The sequence below is a fragment of the Cellulosimicrobium sp. PMB13 genome (genome assembly GCF_051294865.1).
Taxonomy (GTDB): Bacteria; Actinomycetota; Actinomycetes; order Actinomycetales; family Cellulomonadaceae; genus Cellulosimicrobium.
This window is the reverse complement of sequence record NZ_CP145910.1, coordinates 4,172,179-4,195,177: the sequence shown is the minus strand read 5'-3', so window position 1 is coordinate 4,195,177 and position 22,999 is coordinate 4,172,179. Positions and strand designations below refer to the sequence as shown.

General features: G+C 74.4%; 16 protein-coding genes. 9 read left to right on the top strand and 7 right to left on the bottom strand.

From position 1 onward, the window contains the following. Positions 1-41: 41 nt before the first annotated feature. The 5 genes from V5D56_RS18670 to V5D56_RS18650 all read left to right on the top strand — a co-directional run bounded on the left by V5D56_RS18670 (position 42) and on the right by V5D56_RS18650 (position 6,795). Positions 42-1,073, top strand: coding sequence for a LacI family DNA-binding transcriptional regulator (locus tag V5D56_RS18670; RefSeq protein WP_435736760.1), 1,032 nt, complete (start codon positions 42-44; stop codon positions 1,071-1,073). A gap of 426 nt (positions 1,074-1,499) precedes the next feature. After that, positions 1,500-3,155, top strand: a complete 1,656-nt coding sequence (locus tag V5D56_RS18665) for a glycoside hydrolase family 13 protein (RefSeq protein WP_435739079.1) — start codon at positions 1,500-1,502, stop codon at positions 3,153-3,155. Between the two features lie 94 nt (positions 3,156-3,249). Beyond that, the gene (locus V5D56_RS18660; RefSeq protein ID WP_435736759.1) at positions 3,250-4,650 is read left to right on the top strand and encodes an ABC transporter substrate-binding protein; all 1,401 of its coding nucleotides are present in this window, start codon (positions 3,250-3,252) and stop codon (positions 4,648-4,650) included. A gap of 85 nt (positions 4,651-4,735) precedes the next feature. Beyond that, on the top strand, positions 4,736-5,719 hold the full coding sequence (locus tag V5D56_RS18655; protein WP_435736758.1) for a carbohydrate ABC transporter permease: 984 nt from the start codon (positions 4,736-4,738) through the stop codon (positions 5,717-5,719). Next, positions 5,716-6,795 carry a carbohydrate ABC transporter permease gene (locus V5D56_RS18650; RefSeq protein WP_435736757.1) on the top strand — a complete coding sequence of 360 codons (1,080 nt, stop codon included), beginning with the start codon at positions 5,716-5,718 and terminating at the stop codon, positions 6,793-6,795. The genes V5D56_RS18655 and V5D56_RS18650 overlap by 4 nt, the downstream gene beginning before the upstream one ends. 231 nt (positions 6,796-7,026) lie before the next feature. Here V5D56_RS18650 and V5D56_RS18645 read toward each other — a convergent pair whose 3' ends face one another. Next, complete coding sequence (locus V5D56_RS18645) at positions 7,027-8,325, bottom strand: alkaline phosphatase (protein WP_435736756.1); 1,299 nt, start codon at positions 8,323-8,325, stop codon at positions 7,027-7,029. A 335-nt stretch (positions 8,326-8,660) separates the two neighbouring features. Here V5D56_RS18645 and V5D56_RS18640 point away from each other — a divergent pair, with 335 nt between their 5' ends. Continuing rightward, positions 8,661-9,869 carry a ferrochelatase gene (locus tag V5D56_RS18640; protein ID WP_435736755.1) on the top strand — a complete coding sequence of 403 codons (1,209 nt, stop codon included), beginning with the start codon at positions 8,661-8,663 and terminating at the stop codon, positions 9,867-9,869. 49 nt (positions 9,870-9,918) lie between these two features. Beyond that, the gene (gene hemQ / locus V5D56_RS18635) at positions 9,919-10,674 is read left to right on the top strand and encodes a hydrogen peroxide-dependent heme synthase (protein WP_435736754.1); all 756 of its coding nucleotides are present in this window, start codon (positions 9,919-9,921) and stop codon (positions 10,672-10,674) included. A gap of 128 nt (positions 10,675-10,802) precedes the next feature. Here the strand turns inward: hemQ and V5D56_RS18630 are convergent, their stop codons facing one another. After that, positions 10,803-12,680 (bottom strand): M48 family metallopeptidase, encoded by a 1,878-nt coding sequence (locus V5D56_RS18630; RefSeq protein ID WP_435736753.1) that lies wholly within the window; start codon positions 12,678-12,680, stop codon positions 10,803-10,805. 140 nt (positions 12,681-12,820) lie between these two features. Between V5D56_RS18630 and V5D56_RS18625 the strand changes: the two genes are divergently transcribed. Continuing rightward, positions 12,821-13,651 (top strand): tryptophan-rich sensory protein, encoded by an 831-nt coding sequence (locus V5D56_RS18625; RefSeq protein WP_435736752.1) that lies wholly within the window; start codon positions 12,821-12,823, stop codon positions 13,649-13,651. Positions 13,652-13,771: 120 nt separating this feature from the next. Here the strand turns inward: V5D56_RS18625 and V5D56_RS18620 are convergent, their stop codons facing one another. The 3 genes from V5D56_RS18620 to V5D56_RS18610 all read right to left on the bottom strand — a co-directional run bounded on the left by V5D56_RS18620 (position 13,772) and on the right by V5D56_RS18610 (position 16,858). After that, positions 13,772-15,118 carry a Glu/Leu/Phe/Val family dehydrogenase gene (locus V5D56_RS18620; RefSeq protein WP_435736751.1) on the bottom strand — a complete coding sequence of 449 codons (1,347 nt, stop codon included), beginning with the start codon at positions 15,116-15,118 and terminating at the stop codon, positions 13,772-13,774. Between the two features lie 107 nt (positions 15,119-15,225). After that, on the bottom strand, positions 15,226-16,032 hold the full coding sequence (locus V5D56_RS18615; protein WP_435736750.1) for an aldo/keto reductase: 807 nt from the start codon (positions 16,030-16,032) through the stop codon (positions 15,226-15,228). A gap of 49 nt (positions 16,033-16,081) precedes the next feature. Then, the gene (locus V5D56_RS18610; protein WP_435736749.1) at positions 16,082-16,858 is read right to left on the bottom strand and encodes a helix-turn-helix domain-containing protein; all 777 of its coding nucleotides are present in this window, start codon (positions 16,856-16,858) and stop codon (positions 16,082-16,084) included. A gap of 52 nt (positions 16,859-16,910) precedes the next feature. Between V5D56_RS18610 and V5D56_RS18605 the strand changes: the two genes are divergently transcribed. Next, a complete protein-coding gene (locus V5D56_RS18605; protein ID WP_435736748.1) occupies positions 16,911-20,582 on the top strand; it encodes a proline dehydrogenase family protein in 3,672 nt (1,223 codons plus the stop codon). Between the two features lie 59 nt (positions 20,583-20,641). On the opposite strand, the gene V5D56_RS18600 is transcribed toward V5D56_RS18605, so the two are convergent. Both V5D56_RS18600 and V5D56_RS18595 read right to left on the bottom strand, forming a co-directional pair. After that, positions 20,642-21,841 carry a DNA glycosylase AlkZ-like family protein gene (locus tag V5D56_RS18600; RefSeq protein WP_435736747.1) on the bottom strand — a complete coding sequence of 400 codons (1,200 nt, stop codon included), beginning with the start codon at positions 21,839-21,841 and terminating at the stop codon, positions 20,642-20,644. 95 nt (positions 21,842-21,936) lie between these two features. Then, the gene (locus V5D56_RS18595) at positions 21,937-22,953 is read right to left on the bottom strand and encodes a LacI family DNA-binding transcriptional regulator (protein ID WP_435736746.1); all 1,017 of its coding nucleotides are present in this window, start codon (positions 22,951-22,953) and stop codon (positions 21,937-21,939) included. Between the last annotated feature and the right edge of the window lie 46 nt (positions 22,954-22,999).

The window sequence follows — 22,999 nt, the reverse complement described above, 5'->3', positions numbered from 1 at the left end:
GTTCACGCAAGCGGTTTGCGTACCGGCGTATAGTCGGCGACATGTCGAGACGTCTCGCGGAGGTCGCCACCAAGGTCGGGGTCAGCGAGGCCACGGTGAGCCGCGTCCTCAACGGCAAGCCGGGGGTCTCGCAGGCCACGCGCGACGCGGTGCTCACCGCGCTCGACGTGCTCGGCTACGAGCGACCGACCAAGCTGCGCGGCGAGCGCGGCCGACTGGTCGGGCTCGTGCTCCCGGAGCTCGTCAACCCCATCTTCCCGGCGTTCGCCGAGGTCATCGGGGGTGCGCTGGCCCAGCAGGGGTTCACGCCCGTGCTGTGCACGCGCACCGCGGGCGGCGTCACCGAGGCCGAGTACATCGACCTGCTCCTCGGGCAGCACGTCTCAGGCGTCATCTTCGCCGGCGGGTTCTACGCCGAGCGTCAGGCCGACCACGCGCACTTCCGCCGGCTCGAGACGCTCGGCCTGCCCGTCGTGCTCATGAACGCGTCGATCGAGGACCTCGACTTCCCGCGCGTCTCGTGCGACGACCTCGTGGCCATGAACCAGGCGCTGGGGCACGTGTTCTCCCTCGGCCACGAGCGCGTCGGGCTGCTGCTCGGGCCGGCGGACCACGTGCCGTCGGAGCGCAAGCTCGCGGCCGCGCAGTCGTTCGCCGAGCGCAACGGGTTCCTCCTCGACCCGACGCTCGTCGTGCACAGCCAGTACTCGCTCGAGAGCGGGCAGGCGGCGGCGAACCGGCTGCTCGAGTCCGGCGCGACGGCGATCGTGTGCGCGAGCGACCCGTTGGCGCTCGGTGCGATCCGTGCCGTGCGCCGCGCGGGGCTCGACGTGCCGACCGACGTGTCGGTCGTGGGCTACGACGACTCGAACCTCATGAACTCGACCGACCCGGCGCTGACCACGGTGCGCCAGCCCATCGAGCCGATGGGCCGCGCTGCGGTGGACCTGCTCGCGAGCATGATCGCCGGCGCCGACGTGTCCCGCGACGAGCTGCTGTTCGAGCCGGAGCTCGTGGTGCGCCGGTCGACCGCGGCCGCGCGCTCGACCGGCCGCGAGCCGATCGCGCCGTAGCGCGCCGGCGCTCTCCCCGTACCCCCACGCACGAGGCGACCGGTCGCGGACCGGACGCCTCGTCGTCGACCCGTGCGCCCCGTCCGGTGGTACGGGCTCCCTCGCGAACCCCGGGTCGTGTCGCGCTCAGCGTCGGGAAGGGCGCGTAACCCGGGGTTCGGCACGCTGCGCTTCGTTCCGGAGGAGCGGAGCGGAGCGCACCGCCCGGACCCGTAGCCCTCTCGACGTCGAGAGATCGCATTTCGATAACAAGGCTGTTTGGTTCTTGCGTTGATCTTGTCGTCTAGTTACTGTCGGCCTCGACGACGCAGTCACCGCCCCGCGGACGACGGTCGTCCGACGCCGGGAGACCGGCGGACGGCGGCACGCAGCACGGCACCCGCACGGACGCGGGAGCGCCGACCAGGAGGAGAGGACCCGGTGAGCATGGATCAGCCCGGCCAGGAGTGGTGGCGCAGCGCGGTCATCTACCAGGTCTACGTGCGCAGCTTCGCGGACGGGAACGGTGACGGGACGGGCGACCTCGCGGGGGTCCGGAGCCGCCTGCCGTACCTGCGCGACCTCGGTGTCGACGCGATCTGGTTCACGCCCTGGTACGTCTCGCCGCTCGCCGACGGTGGGTACGACGTCGCGGACTACCGCGCGATCGACCCGCAGTTCGGCACCCTCGCGGAGGCCGAGCAGCTCATCGCCGAGGCGCGCGGGCTCGGGATCCGCACGATCGTCGACGTCGTCCCCAACCACGTCTCCGCCGAGCACGAGTGGTTCCGGGCCGCCCTCGCCGCCGGGCCCGGCTCGCCGGAGCGCGAGCGGTTCTGGTTCCACCCCGGCCGGGGCGAGGACGGGGCGGGGATCCCCACGCACTGGGTCTCCGAGTTCCAGGGCTCGACCTGGACCCGCACGACGAACCCCGACGGCACGCCCGGCGAGTGGTACCTGCACGTGTTCGCCCCCGAACAGCCCGACCTCAACTGGAACCACCCCGACGTGCGCCGCGAGCACGAGGAGATCCTGCGCTTCTGGTTCGACCGTGGCGCCGCGGGCATCCGCATCGACTCGGCCGCGCAGCTCGTCAAGGACCCGGCGCTGCCCGTCGTCGTCCCCGCCCACACCGCGCCGGGCGAGCACCCGCACGTCGACCGCGACGAGCTCCACGACATCTACCGTGCGTGGCGCGCGGTCGCGCAGTCCTACGACGAGCCGCGCGTGCTCATCGGCGAGGTGTGGCTCGCGGACCGGGCGCGCTTCGCGCAGTACCTGCGCCCCGACGAGATGCACACGGCGTTCAACTTCGACTTCATGGCCCGCCCGTGGGACGCCAAGGCGCTGCGCGAGTCGGTCCAGACGACGCTCGACGCCCACGCGCCCGTCTCCGCACCGGCGACGTGGGTGCTCTCCAACCACGACGTCACCCGACCCGTGACGCGCTACGGGCGCGAGGACAGCTCGTTCGCCTTCCTCAGCAAGCGCTTCGGGACGCCGACGGACCTGGCGACCGGGCGCCGTCGGGCACGGGCTGCGGCCCTGCTCACCGCCGCGCTGCCCGGCTCGCTCTACGTCTACCAGGGTGACGAGCTCGGCCTGCCGGAGGTCGAGGACCTCCCGCTCGACACGATCCAGGACCCGATGCACTTCCGCTCGGACGGCGTCGACCCCGGCCGCGACGGCTGCCGCGTCCCGCTCCCGTGGACGCGCCGCGGGACCACGTTCGGGTTCGGGCCCGACGGCGGCGCCCCGGCCTGGCTGCCCCAGCCCGTCGGCTGGGGCGAGGCGTCCGTCGAGGCCCAGGAGCACGACGACGCGTCGATGCTCTCCCTCTACCGTCGCGTGCTCGCGGCCCGCCGGGCCGAGCGCGCGCTGCACGGCGAGACGTTCCGCTGGCTCGACACCCTCGGTGGCGTCGTGCTCGGCGACGACGTGCTCGCCTTCTCCCGGGGTGACGTCGCGTGCGTCGTCAACCTCGGCACCGAGGACGTGCCGCTGCCCGCCGGCGCGCACGTCCTCCTCCGCAGCGATCCGGACGGGGGCGACGACGCACCCGCCCGGCTCGTGACCGACACCGCGGCGTGGCTCCGGCTCTGAGCACCCGGCCCCGGCGGGGTGCCACCGCACCAGCACCACACCCACCCGCGCAGCACACCCAGCACACCCAGCACCACCGGACACAGGAGTGACGATGAAGTCCACACGTCAGGCGATCGCCCTCACCCTCGCAGGGGCGCTCGCGATCAGCACGCTCGCCGCGTGCTCGAGCAGCGGCTCGGGCGACACGGACGGCGACGAGGGCACCGACGGGGACGGGCAGGTCACCCTCAAGGTGGTCTCCCTCCTGCCGGGTTCCGAGCAGGAGGCGATCGACGCCTTCAACGCGCAGGTCGAGGAGTTCGAGGCCGCGAACCCGGACATCGACGTCGTGCCGGAGGAGTACGAGTGGAAGGCGACGACGTTCGCCCCCCAGCTCGCCGGCGGCACGCTGCCCGACGTCTTCGAGATCCCGTTCACCGACGCCAAGACGCTCGTCGAGAACGGCCAGCTCGCGGACCTCGACGAGCAGTTCCGCACCCTGCCCTACGCGGACAAGTTCAACCCGGCCATCATCGAGGCGGGCACGGGCTCCGACGGCCACGTCTACGCGATCCCCGCGAAGAACGTGTACGGCGTCGGCCTGCACTACAACCGCCAGCTGTTCGAGTCGGCCGGCCTCGACCCCGACGAGCCGCCGACGACCTGGGACGAGGTCCGCGAGTACGCGAAGAAGATCGCGGCCGCGAACCCGGGCGTCGCGGGCTACATGCAGATGTCGCAGAACAACACGGGCGGCTGGCAGCTCACCGTCAACTCGTACGCGCGCGGTGGCCGCGTCCAGGAGGTCGCCGACGACGGCACCGCGACGTCGACCCTCACGAACGACGGCACGAAGGAAGCCCTCGAGTGGCTCCAGGCCATGCGCTGGGAGGACAACTCCCTCGGGAGCAACTTCCTCCTCGACTGGGGCACCATGAACCAGGCGTTCGCGGCCGGCCAGGTCGCGATGTACACGTCCGGCTCCGACGTCTACACCGCGCTCGTGCAGACGAACGCGATCGACCCGGCCATGTACGGCCTCGCCGCGCTCCCGCTCGAGGGCGACGACGCCGGTGTGCTCACGGGCGGCACGCTCGCCGCGATGCCGGCGGACGTCGCGGAGGAGAAGAAGGCGGCCGCGATCAAGTGGATCGACTTCTTCTACCTCGCGAAGCTCGTCGACGAGGACCGCGCCGTCGCGGACGCCGAGACGCTCGTGGCGAACGACCAACCCGTGGGCACGCCCGTCCTGCCGATGTTCTCCCAGGAGCAGTACGAGCAGAACCAGGAGTGGATCGCGGACTTCGTCAACGTGCCGCTCGACCAGATGACGGGCTACACCGACACGATGTTCGACCTCCCGCTCGTCGGCGAGCCGTCGCAGAAGACGCAGGAGATCTACGCCCTGCTCGACCCCGTGGTCCAGGCCGTCCTCACCGACGAGAACGCCGACGTCGACGCGCTCCTGGAGGGCGTGAACGACGAGGCCCAGGCCCTGCTCGACCAGGGCTGACCCGCCGGACCGCACCCCGCCGGTGCCCGACGACGGGACGCACCTCCCGTCGTCGGGCACCTCCACCGCACCCGAAGGACACCTCGTGACCGCCACCACCGCACCGCCACCACGGCCCCGCGCGACGCACGCGCGGACCGAGAGCGCCCCACCCGCCGGCCGTGCCGGCCGGCGTCGCAGCCCCGCGACGTGGCTGCGCGGCGGCGGCCTGCACAACCTGGTCTTCCTGCTCCCGCTGCTCGTGATCTTCGGGCTCTTCTCGTGGTTCCCCATCGTGCGTGCGGTCGTCATGAGCGTCCAGGAGACGAACCTCGTGAGCGACCCGACGTTCGTGGGGCTGGACAACTTCCGCCAGGTGCTCGCCGACCCGCTGCTGTGGAAGGCGGTGCGCAACACGCTGTACTTCGCGTTCCTCGCGCTGCTGTTCGGCTACCCGATCCCGCTCGTGGCGGCGGTCCTCATGCGCGAGGTGCGCCGCGCGCGCGGCCTGTACTCGGCGCTCGCGTACCTCCCGGTCGTCGTGCCGCCCGTCGTGGCGGTGCTGCTCTGGAAGTTCTTCTACAACGGCAGCCCGACGGGCGTGTTCAACACGATCCTCGGCTGGGTCGGCCTCGGCCCGTACCCGTGGCTGCAGGACGCGTCGACGGCGATGCCCTCGCTCGTGCTCGCGGCCACGTGGGCGGGCGCGGGCGGGACGATCATCATCTACCTCGCCGCGCTGACGAGCGTGCCGCCCGAGCTCTACGACGCCTCGGAGGTCGACGGCGCGGGGCTGTGGCGCAAGATCTGGCACGTGACGCTGCCGCAGCTGCGCGGCGTCCTGTTCATCACGCTCATCCTGCAGATCATCGGCACCGCGCAGGTCTTCCTCGAGCCGTACCTCTTCACCGGCGGCGGGCCCAACAACGCGACGCTGACCGTGCTGCTGCTCATCTACCGCTACGCCTTCCAGAACAGCCTCGGCGGCGACTACGGCGCCGCGACGGCCCTGTCGCTCATGCTCGCGGCCGTCCTGGCCGTCTTCTCGCTGATCTACTTCCGGCTCACCCGGTCCTGGAGCACGTCATGACCCTCTCGCCCACCGACAACCCGAGCGAGATCGGCGTGGTCTCCCAGGACTCCGTCGTCGCCGCGACATCCCCCGGGCCCGAAACCACCGGCGCCGACCCCGACGACGCGGGCCGCCGCGCGGCCGACGCGAGCCGCTCGCGCCGCGAGGCGGAGCAGCGCCGCCTGCGGGTCCGGCGGCGCAGGGCGCTCGACGGCGTCGAGGACCGCGGGGCGCTGTCCGCGGCGGACTGGCGTCGTCCGGGCATCCGGTGGGGGATGGGATCGACCCACGTGCTGCTGCTCGTCGTCCTCGTGGTCGCGGGCCTGGGGCCGATGCTGCTCCTCGCCAAGTTCGCCGTGACCCCGACGCAGGACATCCTGCGCACCCCGATGGCGATCTTCCCGAACGGCATCGCGTGGGACAACCTCGACAAGGCCTGGAACGACGTCCAGGTCAGCCGGTACTTCCTCAACACGATCTGGCTCGCCGTGGGGTCGTGGGCGTCGCAGATCGTCGTCGCGACGACGGGCGGGTACGCGCTGTCGGTCCTGCGGCCCCGGTACGGCAAGGTCGTCCAGGCGCTCGTGCTGTCGACGATGTTCGTCCCGGCGATCGTGCTGCTGGTCCCGCTCTACCTGACGATCCTCGACCCGCCGCTGCTCGGGCAGTCGCTCGTCAACAGCTTCTGGGCGGTCTGGCTGCCCGCGGGCGCGAGCGCGTTCAACGTGCTGCTCGTCCAGCGCTTCTTCGACAGCCTGCCGCGCGAGGTGTTCGAAGCCGCGCGCGTCGACGGCGCCGGTCCCTACCGGCTCTTCTGGTCGATCGTCCTGCCGATGTCGCGGCCGATCATCGGCGTGGTGTCCGTGTTCGCGGTCATCGCGGCCTGGAAGGACTTCCTCTGGCCGCTGCTCGTGCTCAAGGACCCGAACATCCAGCCGCTGTCTGTGCGCCTGCCGTCCATCGAGGCGACGACCGACCTCGGCGTGTTCCTCGCGTCGCTCGCGATCTCGACGCTCATCCCGGTGGCGCTGTTCGTCGTCTTCCAGCGCATGTTCCTCCAGGGCGCGGGCCTCGGGGGAGCGGTCAAGGGCTGACGCGGACGGTCTGCAGCCGGCCCGCCAGCCCGGGGACCGGATGCCGGGCCCCGCGGGCCGGCTGCCGAGCACGGGTTTGGCGACCGGTCTGACGAGAATCCGGTCGCCAACCCCGTGATCGGCGGTCGCCAGGCCCGTGCTCGGCAGGTCCACGCGCCGTGCCCGACGGCGGGGCTCGCCGACGCGGGTGGCTCGCCTCACGGTCGGCCCGGCCGAGCAGGGGGACGAGCCTCAGCCGCGGCCCCTGCCCTGCATCGCCCGCAGGACCGCGTCGTGGACGTCGGTGTTGCGCTGGGCGCCGGTCATGCGCTCGGCGCCGGGCCCCTGCGCCGTGAGCGGCGTCGCCTCGCCCGTGTGGCCGCCCGTCGTCCAGTCGACGGTGAACTGCAGGTCGGAGCCCGCGAGGTCGAACGGGCCGTCCTCGGCCGTCGCGCCCTCGCCGCCCTCGTCCTCGTCGTCGACGTTCTCGATGGCGAGGCCGCCGGTGGCGTGGTCGCCGACGACGAGCACGAGCGTCCCGCGGTTCCTCTCGGCGAAGTCGATCGCGAGCGCGACCGTCTCGTCGAGCGCCTGCCCCGCCTGGATCGTGCGCGTCGCGTTGCTGCGGTGCGCGAACTCGTCCACGGCCTCCTCCTCGACCACGAGGAAGAACCCGTCGCGGTCGCGGGAGAGGGTGTCGAGCGCCTTGGCGGTCATGTCGACGAGCGGCACCTCGGGCTCGTACAGGTCGCCCTCGCCCTCGTTGCGCTGCTCGAACATCTCCTCGTTGGCGAACAGGCCGAGGAGCTTGCCCCGACCCGCCGCGTCGAGGCCCTCCGCGTCGCTCACATACGTGTAGCCGAGCTGCTGCGCGCGCGCGACGAGGTCACCCTCGGTGCCCTTGCTCTGCTCGGTCGGGTCCTTCGGCGGGTTGTCGGGCCAGGCACCGGGGTCGCCCGCGGGCAGCCACCAGTCCTCGCCACCACCGAGGATGACGTCCGGCCGCGAGCTCTCGAGGAACTGGCGCGCGATCTCGCTCTGGTCGCCGCGGTCGGGCACGTGCGCGCCGAACGCGGCGGGCGTCGCGTCGGTGACCTGCGCCGTCGTGACGAGACCGGTCGCCTTGCCGCGCTCGCGGGCCCGCTCCAGGAGCGTCGGCACGGGGTTCCCGGCGGCGTCGACCCCGACCGCGCCGTTGTACGTCCGCACGCCCGACGCGAACGCGGTCGCGCCGGCGGCCGAGTCGGTCACGGCGTCCTCCGGGTCGGCGGAGTCGGTCGTCGTCCAGCCCGCGTGCTCGAGCGTGTCCATGGCGAGCTGCCCGTCCTTGCCGACGGTGGCGAGCCGGATCACCTCGCGGTGCGACAGCCCGAGGCCGTCGCCCTGGATGAAGATGACGTTGCGAGCCCGGTCGTTCCCGCCGCGGTCGTCGGGACGGCCGTGGCCGCCTCCGCGGTCACCGTCGCCGCCCAGGGGCAGGACCGCGGCGAGCGCGATGCCCGCGGCGATCCCTGCGGCGCCGGACCTCATCGTGGTGCGTCGTGCGTCCATGAGCTCTCCTTCGAGACTCTCGGCGTCGTCGGCCCGTGCTGCCGTCGGGGTCCCCGACGGGTACGCGGCGGTGGGAGGCACCGTCGCGGGCCGGCGCCGACGGCGTCGTCGCCGTCGGACCCGACCCACGGTAGGTCCGGCCCGCGCGCCCACAACTCGGGACGACCTGGAGCTCGGCACGACCCCGCCCCGGCACGCCCACGCCCCGGGGCGCGCGACGCAGGCGCCGGTGACAGGGCCGGTTCCGGAAGGTGACACGGTGTCTGGTCAATGTCACGTCCGTCGCGTCCGCTTCCCGGCGGGCGGGCCCGGCTCCAGGTGCCATGATCGAGACCATGCCCCCGTTCTCCCACCAGGACGCCGCTGCCACCCCCGCCGACGTCACTTCCCCCCGTGCCGATGCCGCCGCGACCGCGGCGCCCGATCTCCGCCCGTACGACGCGCTCCTCCTGTACTCCTTCGGCGGGCCGAACCAGCCCGAGGACGTGGTGCCGTTCCTGCGCAACGTCACGGCCGGCAAGGGGATCCCGGACGCCCGGCTCGAGGAGGTCGGCGAGCACTACTACGGCTTCGGTGGCAAGAGCCCGATCAACGAGCAGAACCTCGCGCTCAAGGCCGCGCTCGAGGACGAGCTCGCGCGCCGCGGCGTCGACCTGCCGGTCGTGTGGGGCAACCGCAACTGGGCGCCGTACACGGACGACGCCATCACCGAGCTCGAGGCGCTCGGCGCGGAGCGTGCCGTCGCGCTCGTGACCTCGGCCTACTCGTCGTACTCGGGCTGCCGCCAGTACCGCGAGGACCTCGCGGTGGTGCTCGAGAAGCGCGGTCAGCTCGGCCCTGAGGGCTCGACGGGTGTCCAGTTCGACAAGGTCCGCTCGTACTTCAACCACCCGGGCTTCGCGCAGGCCAACGTCGACGCCGTGCTCGACGGCTTCGCGGCGCTCGCCGCGAAGGGCGGCGACGGCACAGTCGCGCGGCTCGTGTTCGTCACGCACTCCATCCCGGACACGATGGAGGCGGCGTCGCGCATCGCGTTCGCGACGTACTCCGAGCAGCACCTCGACCTCGCGCGCGTCATCGCCGCGCAGGTGTCCGAGCGTCTGGGCCACGAGGTGGCCTGGGACCTCGCCTACTGCTCGCGCTCCGGCCCGCCCAGCCAGCCGTGGCTCGAGCCGGACGTCAACGACCACCTCGAGGCGCTCGCGGCCGACGGCGTGCGCGACGTCGTGCTCTCGCCGATCGGCTTCGTGTCGGACCACATGGAGGTCGCGTACGACCTCGACACCGAGGCGCTGGAGACGGCAGCGAACCTCGGCCTGACGGCCGTGCGCGCCGGGACCGTCGGCACGCGCGAGCCGTTCGTGCGCGGGCTCGTCGACCTGCTGCTCGAGCGCGCGGCCGTCGCGCGCGGCGAGGACGTCGCCGAGGCGACCGTCGGTACGCTGCCCGCGTTCCGGTCCGTGTGCGCGCCCGGCTGCTGCCTGCGTCGCGACGGCGAGCCGAGCGGCGTCCCGGCGCTGTGCAGCACCGACCTGTACTCCTGAGCACGTCCCGCAGCGCGCATCCCCACCCCCACGAGGAGCCTGGCATCCCATGAGCACCGTTCCCGCCGGCGGCGAGCCCGCCGCGCGCGTCCCCGCCGACCACGACGAGATCAACGCGACGATCCGCTACGCGATGTGGTCGGTCTTCGCCACGGCCGCACCGCTGCCGTCGCACCCCGAGGAGCGGGCGGCGCTCGTCACCGAGGCGCTGGACGCCGTCGGCGGTGGCGACGACCCGGCCGCGACGGACGGTGACCTGGTGGTGCGCGGCTGGTACGACGTCGCGGGCCTGCGCTCGGACGCGGACCTCATGGTGTGGTGGCACGGCCCGACGGTCGAGTCGGTCCAGGGTGCCTACCAGCGCCTGCGCCAGAGCGGGCTCGGCGCCCACCTCGAGCCCGTGTGGTCGAACGTGGCGCTGCACCGCCCGGCCGAGTTCAACCGGGGGCACGTCCCGGCGTTCCTCGCGGGCGAGGCGCCGCGCGACTACCTCAGCGTGTACCCGTTCGTGCGCTCCTACGACTGGTACCTGCTGCCCGACGCCGAGCGCCGCACGATGCTGCGCGACCACGGCCTCGCCGCGAAGGACTACCCGGACGTGCGCGCCAACACGGTCGCGTCGTTCGCGCTCGGCGACTACGAGTGGATCCTCGCGTTCGAGGCCGACGAGCTGCACCGCATCGTCGACCTCATGCGCGAGCTCCGCGCGACGGAGGCGCGCCGCCACGTGCGCGAGGAGGTCCCGTTCTTCACCGGGCCGCGCACCGCGCTCACCGCGTGGGCGGACCGTCAGCCGCTGGCCTGACCCCCGCACCGCCGAGAACGACCTGGCGGTCGTCGTCCGCGGGATGACGACCGCCAGGTCGTTCTCGGCGGCGGGTCCGGACGTCCTCGCGCCCGCGCCCGCCGTGCGCGGTGCCCGACGGCGCGGGCTCAGCCCGCGGTGACGGCGTCCGCCTGGTCCTCGCGCACGTACGGCCCGACGAACGCGAGGAGCGCCTCGTCGGAGTCCTTGGTCAGCCGCTCGCCGGACCAGGTCTCGTGCAGCGCGACGACGGTGCCGTCGTGCAGCGTGAGGTCGACGCGCACCGGCGTGACCTTGCGGACGACCGCGGACGCGATCTGCTCGTAGGGGAGGAAGCGGTGGGCGGCCGCGAGCCGTTCCACGGGGGCCGACTGCACGAGCCCGACGAGCCGGCCCTTGCCGCCCTCGGTCTTCTTCGGGCACGGGACGAGGATCAGCCCGTTGTCGAGCACGAGGACGTCGTGGTACGCGCCGTCCACCTTGACGTTCGCGAGGCCGCCGACGACGTCGCCGCCGTGCGCGGTGGCCTGGGCGCCCTCCTGGACCGCCGCCACGACGTCGATCCCGAGCGCGTCCAGCCGCTCGCGGGCCACCGCCGTCGTGGCAGGGTCGACGGCGAGCCGTGCGACCTCCGCGAGGTCGATGACCGTGCCGTCCGGGGTCGTGAGCGCCGCCGGCCCGGTCCACGACAGCCGCCACGTGGCGACGCGCGACCGCACCGCGGCGGCGTCGAGCGCCGAGTGCACGGCGCCGAGGATCGCGGCGCGTGCCTCGTCCGCGGGCGCCCTGGGCACGAGGTCGCGGGCGAGGACGTCGGACCTGCCCGCGGCGAGCAGGGCCAGGAGCGTGGCGAGGTCGCCCTGCGGCTGCCCGGCCGCGCGTCCGACCGCGCGGTAGAGCGTGTCGGCGGTGCGCTGGTCGTGGACCGGCATCGCCGCGGCGACGAGCGCCTCCCAGGGAAGCTGTGCACGCGTGCCGAACGCGATCTCCACCTGTGCGACGCGCTCGGCCCAGGCGGCGAAGCCGGGGACGAGTGCCGTGGCGGGCCGGTGGTCCGTGGCGACCGCGCCGCCGTCGGGCATGGCGTCCATGGCGGCGACGCGCGCGGCGATCGACGGGTGGGTGTCCCAGGGGGACTGCTCGGCAGGTGCTCCCTTCGCGCGGATCCCCGCCAGGTCGTCGGCGCGTCCGCGCAGGACCTCGCCGAACCCGCCGAAGACGCCCGCCGGGGTCGGGGCGAGGCCGTGCTCCCAGCCCATCCCGATGTACTGGTCCGTGTAGAAGCCCCACGCGGCGTCGACCACCGGGATCTCGCGCAGCGCGGCCTGGGCGGTCTCGCGCCCCGCGACGCGCACGGACAGCTCGTCGGCCTCGAGCTCCTGGCGGCGGCTCACCGCGGCCGAGACGAGGACGTAGAGCTTCGCGTACTGCTTGAGGAGCCAGCCCACGAGGTTGCCCTGGAGCTGGCCCACCGTCGCCAGGATCGCCTGACGGCCGCGGTACGTGAGCGGTCCGAGGCGCGTGTGCGAGCGCGAGTAGTGGCCGAGCTCGTGCGCGAGCACCGAGCGCAGCTGGGCCGCGGAGAGTCCCTGAAGGAGCGGCACGCCGAGGAACAGCCGACGCGTGCCGCCGACGAGCCCGAGGAACCGCGTGTCCTCGCTGACCGCGGCGTTGACGTCGGCGACGAGGCGGATCTCGTCGGGCGCGCGCGTCTGCGCCACCTGGGCGAGCTCGCGGACCGTCGCCCACAGCTCCGGTGCGTCCGCCTCGGCCAGGAGGGTGCCGTCCGGGTCGTGCTTCTCGGCGCGGGCGACGCGCCACAGCGCGACGACCAGCCCCACCGCGACGGCGACGGTGAAGAAGCCGAGCTTGGCCGCCCCGGCTCCGGCGTGCTCGGAGAACGCCCAGACGGTGGCGGCGCCGAGCCCGACGACCGCGCCGAGCGCGAGGACGTAGAAGCCGACGAGGAGGAGGACCGAGAGCGCTGCGCGCAGGGTCGTGGTCACGGGCTTGCCTTTCGCGTGCGCCGCGCCTGTGCGGCGATCTGGCGCCGGAGCCTAGCGGTTCCCGGACCGTTGCGGGAGACCCGTCCGGACGGGAGGCGTCCCGAGATGCTCAGCATGCTGAGTGATGTCACGCTGGAGGCATGACGACCGCCGCCGCACACCCGCCCGCCGCCACCTCGCCAGCGCCCTCGGACCGCGTCCGCCAGGTGGTGGTGCTCGTCGGGTCGCTCGTCGCCGCGGGCGCCGCGGCCTACGGCTCCGGGGCGTTCGGCGGGCAGGCCATCCAGGACGCCGCCGGGGGAGCGCTGTCCGCGACCGCCACGCCCGTCGCGCCCGACAACCCCGCGTTCCGCATCTGGTCGGTGATCTACCTCGGCCTCTTCGTCTTCGCGGTCTACCAGGTCCTGCCGCGCCGCGCGACGAACGCGCGGCTGCGCGCCACGGCCTGGTGGGTCCTCGCGTCCATGGTGCTCAACGCGGCGTGGATCGGCGTCGTGCAGGCGGGGTCGCTCGCGGGCAGCGTCGTCGTCATCGCCGCCCTGCTCGCGGTGCTGAGCGTGCTCGTCGTCCGGCTGGTGCGCAGCGCCCCGGACAGCACGGGCCAGGCCGTCGTGCTGGACGGCACGATCGGCCTGTACACCGGCTGGGTGAGCGTCGCGACGCTCGCGAACGTGAGCGCCGCGCTGGCGGACGCGGGGGTGGGCGAGCTCGGTCTCGGCGCGACGGGCTGGTCCGTCGTCGTCCTCGCGCTGGCCGCGGCGCTGTCCGTGGCGTGGGCGGTGTTCACCGCCCGACGTCGCGCGCTCGCCCTCGGGATCGGCCTCGCCATGTCGTGGGGGCTCGCCTGGGTCGCCGTCGGGCGGTTCACCGGCCCGCTCGAGGACACGACCGTGGCGTGGGCGGCCGTCGTCGCGTCGGCGGTCGCGCTCGTCGCGGCGCTCGTCGCGGTCCTGGTGCGCCGCCGCGGCTGAGCCCCGCCCGGGCCCGGCCCGTCGACAGGACCGGTCGCCGACCACGGGGTCGGCCACCGGAACGCGCGAGATCCGGTGGAGAACCCCGTGCTCGGTGGTGGAGAACTCCGTGCTCGAGGACTACGGGTACAGACCCCGGATCTGGTGCGCCTCGGCCACGCGCTGGACGCCGATGACCAGCGCGGCGTCGCGCAGGCTCAGCTCCTCGCGCCGCGCGAACGACGACACCTCGTCGTACGCGTGCTGCATGCGGTGCTCGAGCTTCTCGCCGATCTCCTGCGCGGTCCACCAGTACGCCTGGTTGGCCTGGACCCACTCGAAGTAGGAGACGACGACGCCGCCCGCGTTCGCGAGCACGTCCGGCACCACGGTGACGCCGTTCTTCGCCAGGACACGGTCGCCCTCGGCGGTCGTGGGCCCGTTGGCGCCCTCGACGACCCACCGCGCGCGGACGCGCCCGGCGGCCTCCTCGTCGAGCACGCCGCCCACCGCGGCCGGCACGAGGACGTCGACGTCGAGCGCCAGGAGCGCGTCGTTGTCGATCGCCGCGCCTCGCTCGAAGCCCACCACGCTGCCCGTCGCGGCCACGTGCTCGAACAGGCCGCGCACGTCGAGGCCGTCCGGGTCGTGCACCGCGCCGTACTGGTCCGACACGGCGACGACGCGTGCCCCGCGGGCCGCGAAGATCGCCGCGGCGTGCGACCCGACCTTCCCGAAGCCCTGGATCGCGACGCTGACCTCCGAGAGGTCGGCGTCCTCCTCGGCGAGCGCCGCGCTCGTGACGTGCACGACCCCGGCGGAGGTCGCCGTCGTGCGCCCGAGCGACCCGCCGACCGTGATGGGCTTGCCCGTGACCACACCGGGGATCGTGTACCCCTGGTTCACCGAGTACGTGTCCATGACCCAGGCCATGGTCTGCTCGTTCGTGCCCATGTCGGGCGCCATGATGTCCCGCTCCGGCCCGATCACCGGCATGATCTCCGACGTGTAGCGGCGCGTGACGCGCTCGAGCTCGGCGTCGGAGTGCTCGCGCGGGTCGATCGTCACGCCCCCCTTGGCGCCGCCGTACGGCAGGTCGACGAGCGCGCACTTCCACGTCATCCACATGGCCAGCGCGCGCACCTCGTCGAGGTCGACGCCGGGGGAGTAGCGCAGCCCGCCCTTGCCGGGGCCGCGCGACACGTTGTGCTGGACGCGGTAGCCGTGGAAGAGGACCGTCCGGCCGTCGTCGCGGCGCAGGGGGACGGCCACGTTCACCTCGCGCCGCGGTGTCGCGAGCATCTGGTGCAGGCCGTCGTCGTACCCGAGGAAGCCGACCGCGCCGGCGAGCTGCGCGTGCGCGGTCGCGAGGGGCGAGCCGGCACCAGGCACGCGCCCCGCGTGCGGTGCGTCGTCGCGCGGGCCGGGCGCGGGCGGGGCCGCGGTCTCGGTGGGCAGGGTCGTCTGGGGTGCTGACGTCGTCGTCACTGGTCCTCCGGTTCGAGGTGGTCCCGGGCGCGGCGGGGGTGTGCCGAGCCCGGGGCCACGCTACCGCGACGCGGGGGACACGCAGCGCGTCGGGTCAGGGGACGCGCTCACTGCCCGAGGGCGTCGACCGCTGCGAGCTCCTCAGGCGAGAGCGAGAACCCCGTGACCTGGAAGTTCGCCTCGATGCGCTCGGGCGTGACGGACTTCGGGATGACGACGAACCCGTGGTCGAGGTGCCAGCGCAGCACGACCTGCGTCGGCGTGACACCGTGCGCCGCGGCGACGTCGGCGAGGACCGGGGCGTCGAGGTCGGTCCGCTTGAACGGGCTGTACCCCTCGAGCACCACGCCGCGCGTCGTGAGCTCCGACGCGACCTTCCGGTCGTAGTCCGCGGGGCTCCACGGGATCTGGTCCACGGCGGGCGTCTCGCCGACCTGCGCGGAGAGGATGTCGACCTGCTCGACGGAGTAGTTGCTCACCCCGATCGAGCGGACCTTGCCCTCGTTCCGCAGCTCGACGAACCGCTCCCAGACCCACGGCGACGCCTCGCCCGACGGCGGCCAGTGGATGAGCCACAGATCGACGTACTCGGTGCCGAGGTCGCGCAGCGACGCCTCGAGCGTCTCGCGCTCCTTGCCCGCCGCGTCCGGCGGGAGCTTCGTCGTGACGAACACGTCGGCGCGGTCCACCGACGACCCGGCGAGGGCGCGGCCGACCTGCGACTCGTTGCCGTAGCCCGTCGCGGTGTCGACGTGCCGGTAGCCCACGTCGAGCGCGTGCCGCACGGAGCGGTAGGCGTCGTCGCCCTCGGACTGCCACGTGCCGAGGCCGAGGAGCGGGATGTCCCCGCCGGGGAGCGCCGCGGTGGGGATGCCGGAGAGATCGGGTCGTGAGGTGTCGGGTCCTGTCGTCATGGGCACCAGTCTTCGTGCCCGACGCCGTCCCTCGCCACCCGACGCCGGGTCAGCGCGCGGTGCGGCGGCGGTACTGCGCGGGCGTCTCGCCCGTGAGGCGCGCGAACGTCCGTGTGAACGACGGCTGGTCGTAGAACCCCGACGCCGCCGCGACCTCCGCGATCGTGCCCTCGCGCGCGGCGAGGAGCCGGGTCGCGCGGTCGACGCGCGTGCGCAGCACGAGCTGGCGCGGGGTCACGCCGTAGACGCGCCGCACCCGCCGCTCGAGCGTCGCCGGGGTGCACCCCGCGGCGTCGGCGAGGCGCGCCGTCGTCCAGCGCGCGCCGAGGTCCGCCTCGACCGCGGCGACGAGCGCGGACAGCGAGGCCATGGTCTCGTCGTCGGCCGCACCGGCCCGGAGGTCGTGCGAGACGGACACGAGCCCGACGAGCCGGCCCGCGTCGTCGTGCACCGGGAGCTTCGCGGTGAGGAACCAGCCCGACGTGCCGCCGAGCCGGCGGATGCGCTCGAGCTCGCCGCGCAGCGGGCGACCCGTGCGCAGCACCTCGGCGTCCTGCTGCTCGTAGCGCTCGGCGAGCTGCGGCACGAACAGGTCTCCGGCCCTCCGGCCGAGGACGGCGCGGCGCGAGCGCTCGGTCGTCCGCGCGACGAACACGGGGTTGACCGCGACGTAGCGGCCGGTGACGTCCTTCGCGCAGAACATGGTGTCGGGCAGCTCGTCCATGAGCGCGACCATCGCCGGGCTGAGCGCCACGAGGAGCGCGTCCGCGGTCGCCGTGCCCGCGGGCTGCGGGAGCGGGTCGGCGTTGTCGCGAACGGGTGCCATGTCGTCCCGGATCGTACAAGACAGGGCGCGCGCGGCGAGGCACGCTGGAGGGATGAGCGACGACGCCACGACGCGGCCTCTCCCCACCCCCGGAGCCGCCGCCGACACGACCATCACCTCGCCGGAGGCCCTCGTCGACGAGGCCGTCGCGCTCGCCCGCCGCTGGCTCGCGTCGAGCGAGAGCCCGGGCGACGCGCGGGCGCAGTCCCGCGAGCGTCGGACGGCCGAGCGCCTGGGCGCTCTGGTCTCCGACCCGGCCGGGCTGGAGCTCGCGGTCCGGTTCGTCGACGACGTCGCGCGCCCGCAGGACGCCGGTGTCGCCGCGCGCGCCCTCGCCCGGCTCGGCGAGCTCGCCGGGAGCGCGGGCTCGTTCCTCGGCCCGGTCGACCGCACGCTCCTGCGCGTCGGGGCGGGCGTGGCACCCGTGCTCCCGTCGGTCGTCGTGCCGGCCGCACGGTTCCGCCTGCGCCAGCTCGTCGGGCACCTCGTGGCCGACGCCGGGAAGGGGCTCGGCGCGCACCTCGCCCGGACGCGGGCCGAGGGCTACGCGCTCAACGTCAACCTCCTGGGCGAGGCGGTGCTGGGCGAGGACGAGGCGCGCGCACGTCTGGAGCGCACGATCGCGCTCGTCGAGCGGCCCGACGTGGACTACGTGTCGGTCAAGGTGTCGTCGGTCGCGTCGCAGCTCGTCACGTGGGACCTCGACGGCTCGCGCGACCGCGTCGTCGAGCGCCTGCTGCCCCTGTACCGGGCCGCGCGCGACCACGGCGTCTTCCTCAACCTCGACATGGAGGAGTACCGCGACCTCGCGCTGACCACGGAGGTCTTCCGGGCGATCCTCGGTCGCGACGAGCTCCGCGACCTCGAGGCCGGGATCGTCCTCCAGGCGTACCTTCCGGACGCTCTCGGAGCGCTCGACGAGCTGACCGCGTTCGCGACCGAGCGTGTCGCGGCGGGCGGGGCGCCCGTCAAGGTGCGGCTCGTCAAGGGCGCGAACCTCGCGATGGAGCATGTCGAGGCCGAGCTCCACGGATGGCCCCTCGCGCCGTACCCCACGAAGCCCGACGTCGACGCGAACTACGTCCGCCTGCTCGACCACGCCCTGCGCGCGCCCCGCACCGACGCCGTGCGGATCGGGGTCGCGAGCCACAACCTGTTCCACGTCGCGCTCGCCGTGCTGCTCGGCAGGGCCCGCGGCGTGAGCCACGCGCTCGACGTCGAGATGCTCCAGGGCATGGCTCCGGGGGAGGCGCGCGCGGTCCGCGACGAGGTCGCCCGCGACCGCGTGGAGGCCGGACCGCACGCCGGGAGGGGCGGACGGGTCGTGCTCTACACCCCGGTCGTGCGCGACGAGGACTTCGACGTCGCGATCTCCTACCTCGTGCGGCGCCTCGAGGAGAACGCGGCCGAGCAGAACTTCCTCCACGCGATGTTCGCCGGCGACGGCCGCAGCGCGATGGAGCGCCAGGAGGACGCGTTCCGCGCGTCGGTGCGCCACGGGGTGCACTACGCCGAGACCGACGTGACGCCGCGCCGCCGCCCGCGCGTGGAGGCGACGTCCGCCGTCGGGCACCCCGCGGCCGCCGCCGGGCACCCCGCGGCTGCCGAACCCCGGCTTGTGCGGCCGTCAGGGGCCGGATCGGGTGACAACCCGGGGTTCGCCAACGCGTCCGACACCGACCCGGCCGTCGCCGCGCACCGCGACTGGGCGGCGCGCGTCACCGGCCCGGACAGCGGGTACGTGCCCGTCCGGACGCCCGAGCTCGCGTCCACGGCCGAGGTCGACGACGTCGTCGCGCGTGCCGGGCGGGCGACCACCGCGTGGGCGAAGGTCGCGCCGGCGGCCCGGGCCGCGGCGCTGCGCGCCGTCGCACGACGCCTCGAGGAGGCGCGCACCGACCTCGTCGTCGCCATGGTGCACGAGCCCGGCAAGACCGTCGCCGAGGCCGACCCCGAGGTGAGCGAGGCCGTCGACTTCGCGGCCTACTACGCGGACCGGGCCGCCGAGCTGGACCCCGCGTCCGGCGCGTACCCGGGGGCCCGGTTCACGCCCGACGGCGTCACGCTCGTCACCCCGCCGTGGAACTTCCCCGTCGCGATCCCGGTCGGCGGCGTCCTCGCGGCGCTCGCGGCCGGGTCCGCGGTGATCGCCAAGCCGGCACCGCCGACGCCGCGCTGCCTCGAGGTCGCGGTCGACGCGATCCACGCGGGGCTGCGCGACGCCGTCGCGGCCGATCCCGCCGCGTTCGCGGCCGCCGGGCTCGTCGACGGGGCGGGTCCTCGAGCCGGCGGGCTGACGACCGACGACGTCGTGCAGTACGTCCGCGTGCCCGACGACGAGCGCGGCACCCACCTCGTGACGCACGACGGCGTGGCCCGGGTCGTGCTGACGGGCTCGATCGAGACCGCCCAGCTCTTCGCGCGCTGGAAGCCGGGGCGTCCCGTCCTCGCGGAGACGTCGGGCAAGAACGCGCTCGTCGTCACGCCCTCGGCGGACCTCGACCTGGCCGTCGCGGACCTCGTGCGCTCGGCGTTCGGCCACGCGGGGCAGAAGTGCTCCGCGGCGTCGCTCGCGATCCTCGTCGGTTCCGCCGGCGACCCGCGCACCGAGACCGGCCGGCGCGTGCGGCGCCAGCTCGTGGACGCGGTGCGCTCGCTCGCCGTCGGTCCGCCGACCGACCTGTCGACGACCATGGGCCCGCTCACGGAGCCGGCGTCCGGCAAGCTCCTGCGCGCTCTGACGACCCTCGAGGAGGGCGAGTCGTGGCTCGTCGAGCCCCGCTGCCTGGACGCGGGCGAGGACGGGACGGGACGCCTCTGGACGCCCGGCCTCAAGGAGGGCGTGCGGCCCGGGTCGGCGTTCCACCTCACCGAGTACTTCGGGCCCGTCCTCGGCCTCATGACGGCCGCGACGCTCGACGACGCGGTCGCGCTGCAGAACGCCGTCCCGTTCGGCCTCACCGGCGGCATCCACAGCCTCGACGACGACGAGGTCGCGCGCTGGCTCGACGCGGTCGAGGTGGGCAACGCGTACGTCAACCGGCACATCACGGGCGCGATCGTGCAGCGCCAGTCGTTCGGCGGCTGGAAGCAGTCGGCCGTCGGACCGGGGGCCAAGGCGGGCGGGCCGAACTACGTGGCGCAGCTCGGCCGGTGGGACGACGAGGTCGCGCGCGACCCCGCGTCGTCGCAGGACGCGTCCGACGGCGGTCTCCCGCCCGCGCGCGACGTCTCGCCCGAGGCGTGGCTCGCGTGGGCGAGGGCGGACGACGCGCGGTGGTGGGCGCGGGAGCTCGCGGTCGACCACGACCCCTCGGGTCTGCAGGCGGAGTCGAACGTGTTCCGCTACCGGCCGGTCGAGCTCCTCACCGTGCGCGTGGGATCCGACGCCCTGGCCGTGGAGGTCGAGCGCGTGCTGCACGCCGCGCGCACCGCGGGCGTTCCCGCGGTGGTCGTCCGCGCGCCCGGTGCACCCGGGGCGGCACGCGCGACGGAGGTGACCGACGAGGACTTCGCCGCGCGCGTCGCGGACGGCCGCGTGCGCGGGCGGGTCCGCGTCGTCGGCTCCGCGCCCGGTCTGCACGACGCCGCGGCGCGCCGCGTCGGCGACGTGACGGTCCTCGACCACCCCGTCGTCGCGAGCGGTCGGCGCGAGCTCCTCGCGCTGCTGCACGAGCAGGCCGTGAGCCGCACGACGCACCGGTACGGCCACGTCCGGCGCTGACGACGCGCCCGGTCGCGACCCGGCGATGCCGACGGAGGACGGGGCTCGTCGGCGAGGCCTCAGTCGGCGCGCCCGACGTCCACCGTCGACGCCCCGCGGAAGGCGGCGAGCCGCTCGGCCTGGGCGACGACGGCGGCGTCGAGCGCGGCGTCCCACGCGGTCCAGGGGTCGGTGACGACGGTGAGGCGCCGGCCCGACGCCCGGGGCCGCCACGTCCCGACCACCTCGGACCCGGCGAGCACCGCGCCGGGACGACCGAGGGTGCGCCACAGGTCCTGCGCACGGGACGCGTCCGGGACGAGCAGACGGCGGTCCCGGAGCTGGAGGTAGAGGTCGTACGGGCCGAGAAGCCGGACCCGTGAGGCGCCGTCGGAGAGTCCGTCCGCCGCATCGGCGAGCGCGTCCGCGTCGTCGGCGAGGACCCACCGCTGCGCGCGCCGGCCCTCGCCGGAGGCGTCCCCGTCCACCACGTCGACGGCGACCGCGTCCTCGGGCCAGGCGGCGCGCACGTCGCGGACCGGCGCGTCGAGGAACGCCGCGACGTCCTGCACGCTCGCGGGCCCGAGCAGGCGCAGGTAGCCGCGCACGACGTCGAGCCGCGGGTCCGCCTCGTCGGCCAGCCGCCCGTAGAGCGGAGCGTCGAGCTCGGCCGCGCGCTGCAGGACCGGCGGCGAGGTGCCGGGCTCGAGCTCGAGCCCGGCCTGCAGGGCAGCGAGGCGGAACGTCATCTCGTAGCTGTGCGTCGCCCCGCACGGGCGGCACCAGCGCAGGAAGGGCTCGTCGAGCCGCTCGGTGAGCCGGGTGGACAGGTCGCCCTTGACGGTCGGTGCCGTCACGATCGAGCGCTCGTCCTCGGCGACGGTGCGCAGCGCGTCGAGCACCGAGATCCCGGCTGCGCGCAGGGGCCGGCTCGCGTCGTACACGCGCTTCGCGGCGTCGGCCTCCGACAGCGGCGCCGTGGCGACGGCGACGGAGGCGAGGTCGGTGCGACGGTACACGTGCGGCGCGCCGCGCAGCGTCCAGGCGAGCGCGAGGTCCCCGGGGGCCGCCGGGGGCGCTCCGCGCAGCTCGAGGGCCCAGCGCGCGCCGTCGGGCCCGGTGTCCTGCACGCCCAGGTCGAGGACCGCCGCGTCGAGCGCGGAACGGGCGGACCCGGCGTCGCGGTCCAGCTCCTGCGCGTGCCGACGGAAGGCGAGGACGGCGGCACGCGTGACGCGCAAGGGCGCGTCCGTGCGCGAGGCGGGTGCGTTCCTGGTCACGTCCCCACGCTACGACCGGCCGCCCACGGGAGGTCCGGTCCCGGTCCGACACGGCCGCCTCGTGCGCGGCGAGGGAGCGTCGGACCGGGGCGTCGTCAGACGGAGGCGCGCTCCACGAGCTCCGGCGAGAGCACGCACGAGCTGACCTCGTCCGACCGGTGCGCGACGAGGTCCAGCAGGAGGTCCGTCGCGTTGCGCACCATCTCGACCATCGGGTTCTGGACCGTGGTCAGCGGCGGCGAGGTCGTCGCGGCGTTCGCGAGGTTGTCGAAGCCGACCACGGAGACGTCGCCGGGGACGCTGCGCCCGTGCTGGGCGAGGACGCGCATCGCGCCCTCGGCCATGAGGTCCGACGCGGCGAACAGGCCGTCGACGTCCGGGTGGTCCGCGAGGATCCGCTCCATCGCCGCGGCACCCCCGGAGGCGGCGAAGTCGCCCACCTCGACGGCGTCGTCGGGCAGACCGGCGTCGCGCAGGACCTCGCGCCACCCCGTGAGCCGGTCGACACCAGCGGTCATGTCCTGCGGGCCGGCGATCGTGGCGATCCTGCGGCACCCCGCCTCGACGAGGCGCCGGGCGGCGAGCCGTCCACCCTCGACGTTGTCCACGTCCACGTAGACGAGGTCGGGCGTGGGACGGAACGGGCGACCGACGAACACCGCGGGCAGGCGCGTCGCGAGCAGCGCCTCCTCGAGCTCGTCGTCGCGGTGGTGCGACGCGACGATCGCGCCGTCGACGTGACCGCTGCGCAGGTAGCGCACGATCCGGCCCGGCTGCTCGTCCGGGCGGGCGAACAGCAGGACGAGCTGGAGGTCCGTCCCGCCGAGCGCCGCGCTCACACCCCGCATCGTGCCGGCGAGGAACGGGTCGGTGAGGATGCGCTCGTCCGGCTCGGGGACCACGAGGGCGATCGAGTCGGTCCGGCGCGTCACGAGCGACCGCGCGGCACGGTTCGGCGTGTAGCCGAGCTCGGCGACCGCCGCGTCGACCGCGGCCTGCGCCTCGGGGGAGACGCGCAGACCACCGTTGATCGCGCGCGACGCCGTCGACCGGGAGACCCCCGCCGCCTGGGCCACCTCGTCCAGGGTCGGGGCGGTGCTCGGAGTGCTCATCCGACCAGTATCCCGCGTCCCGCCCCTGACCGACCCGGGGACGGGA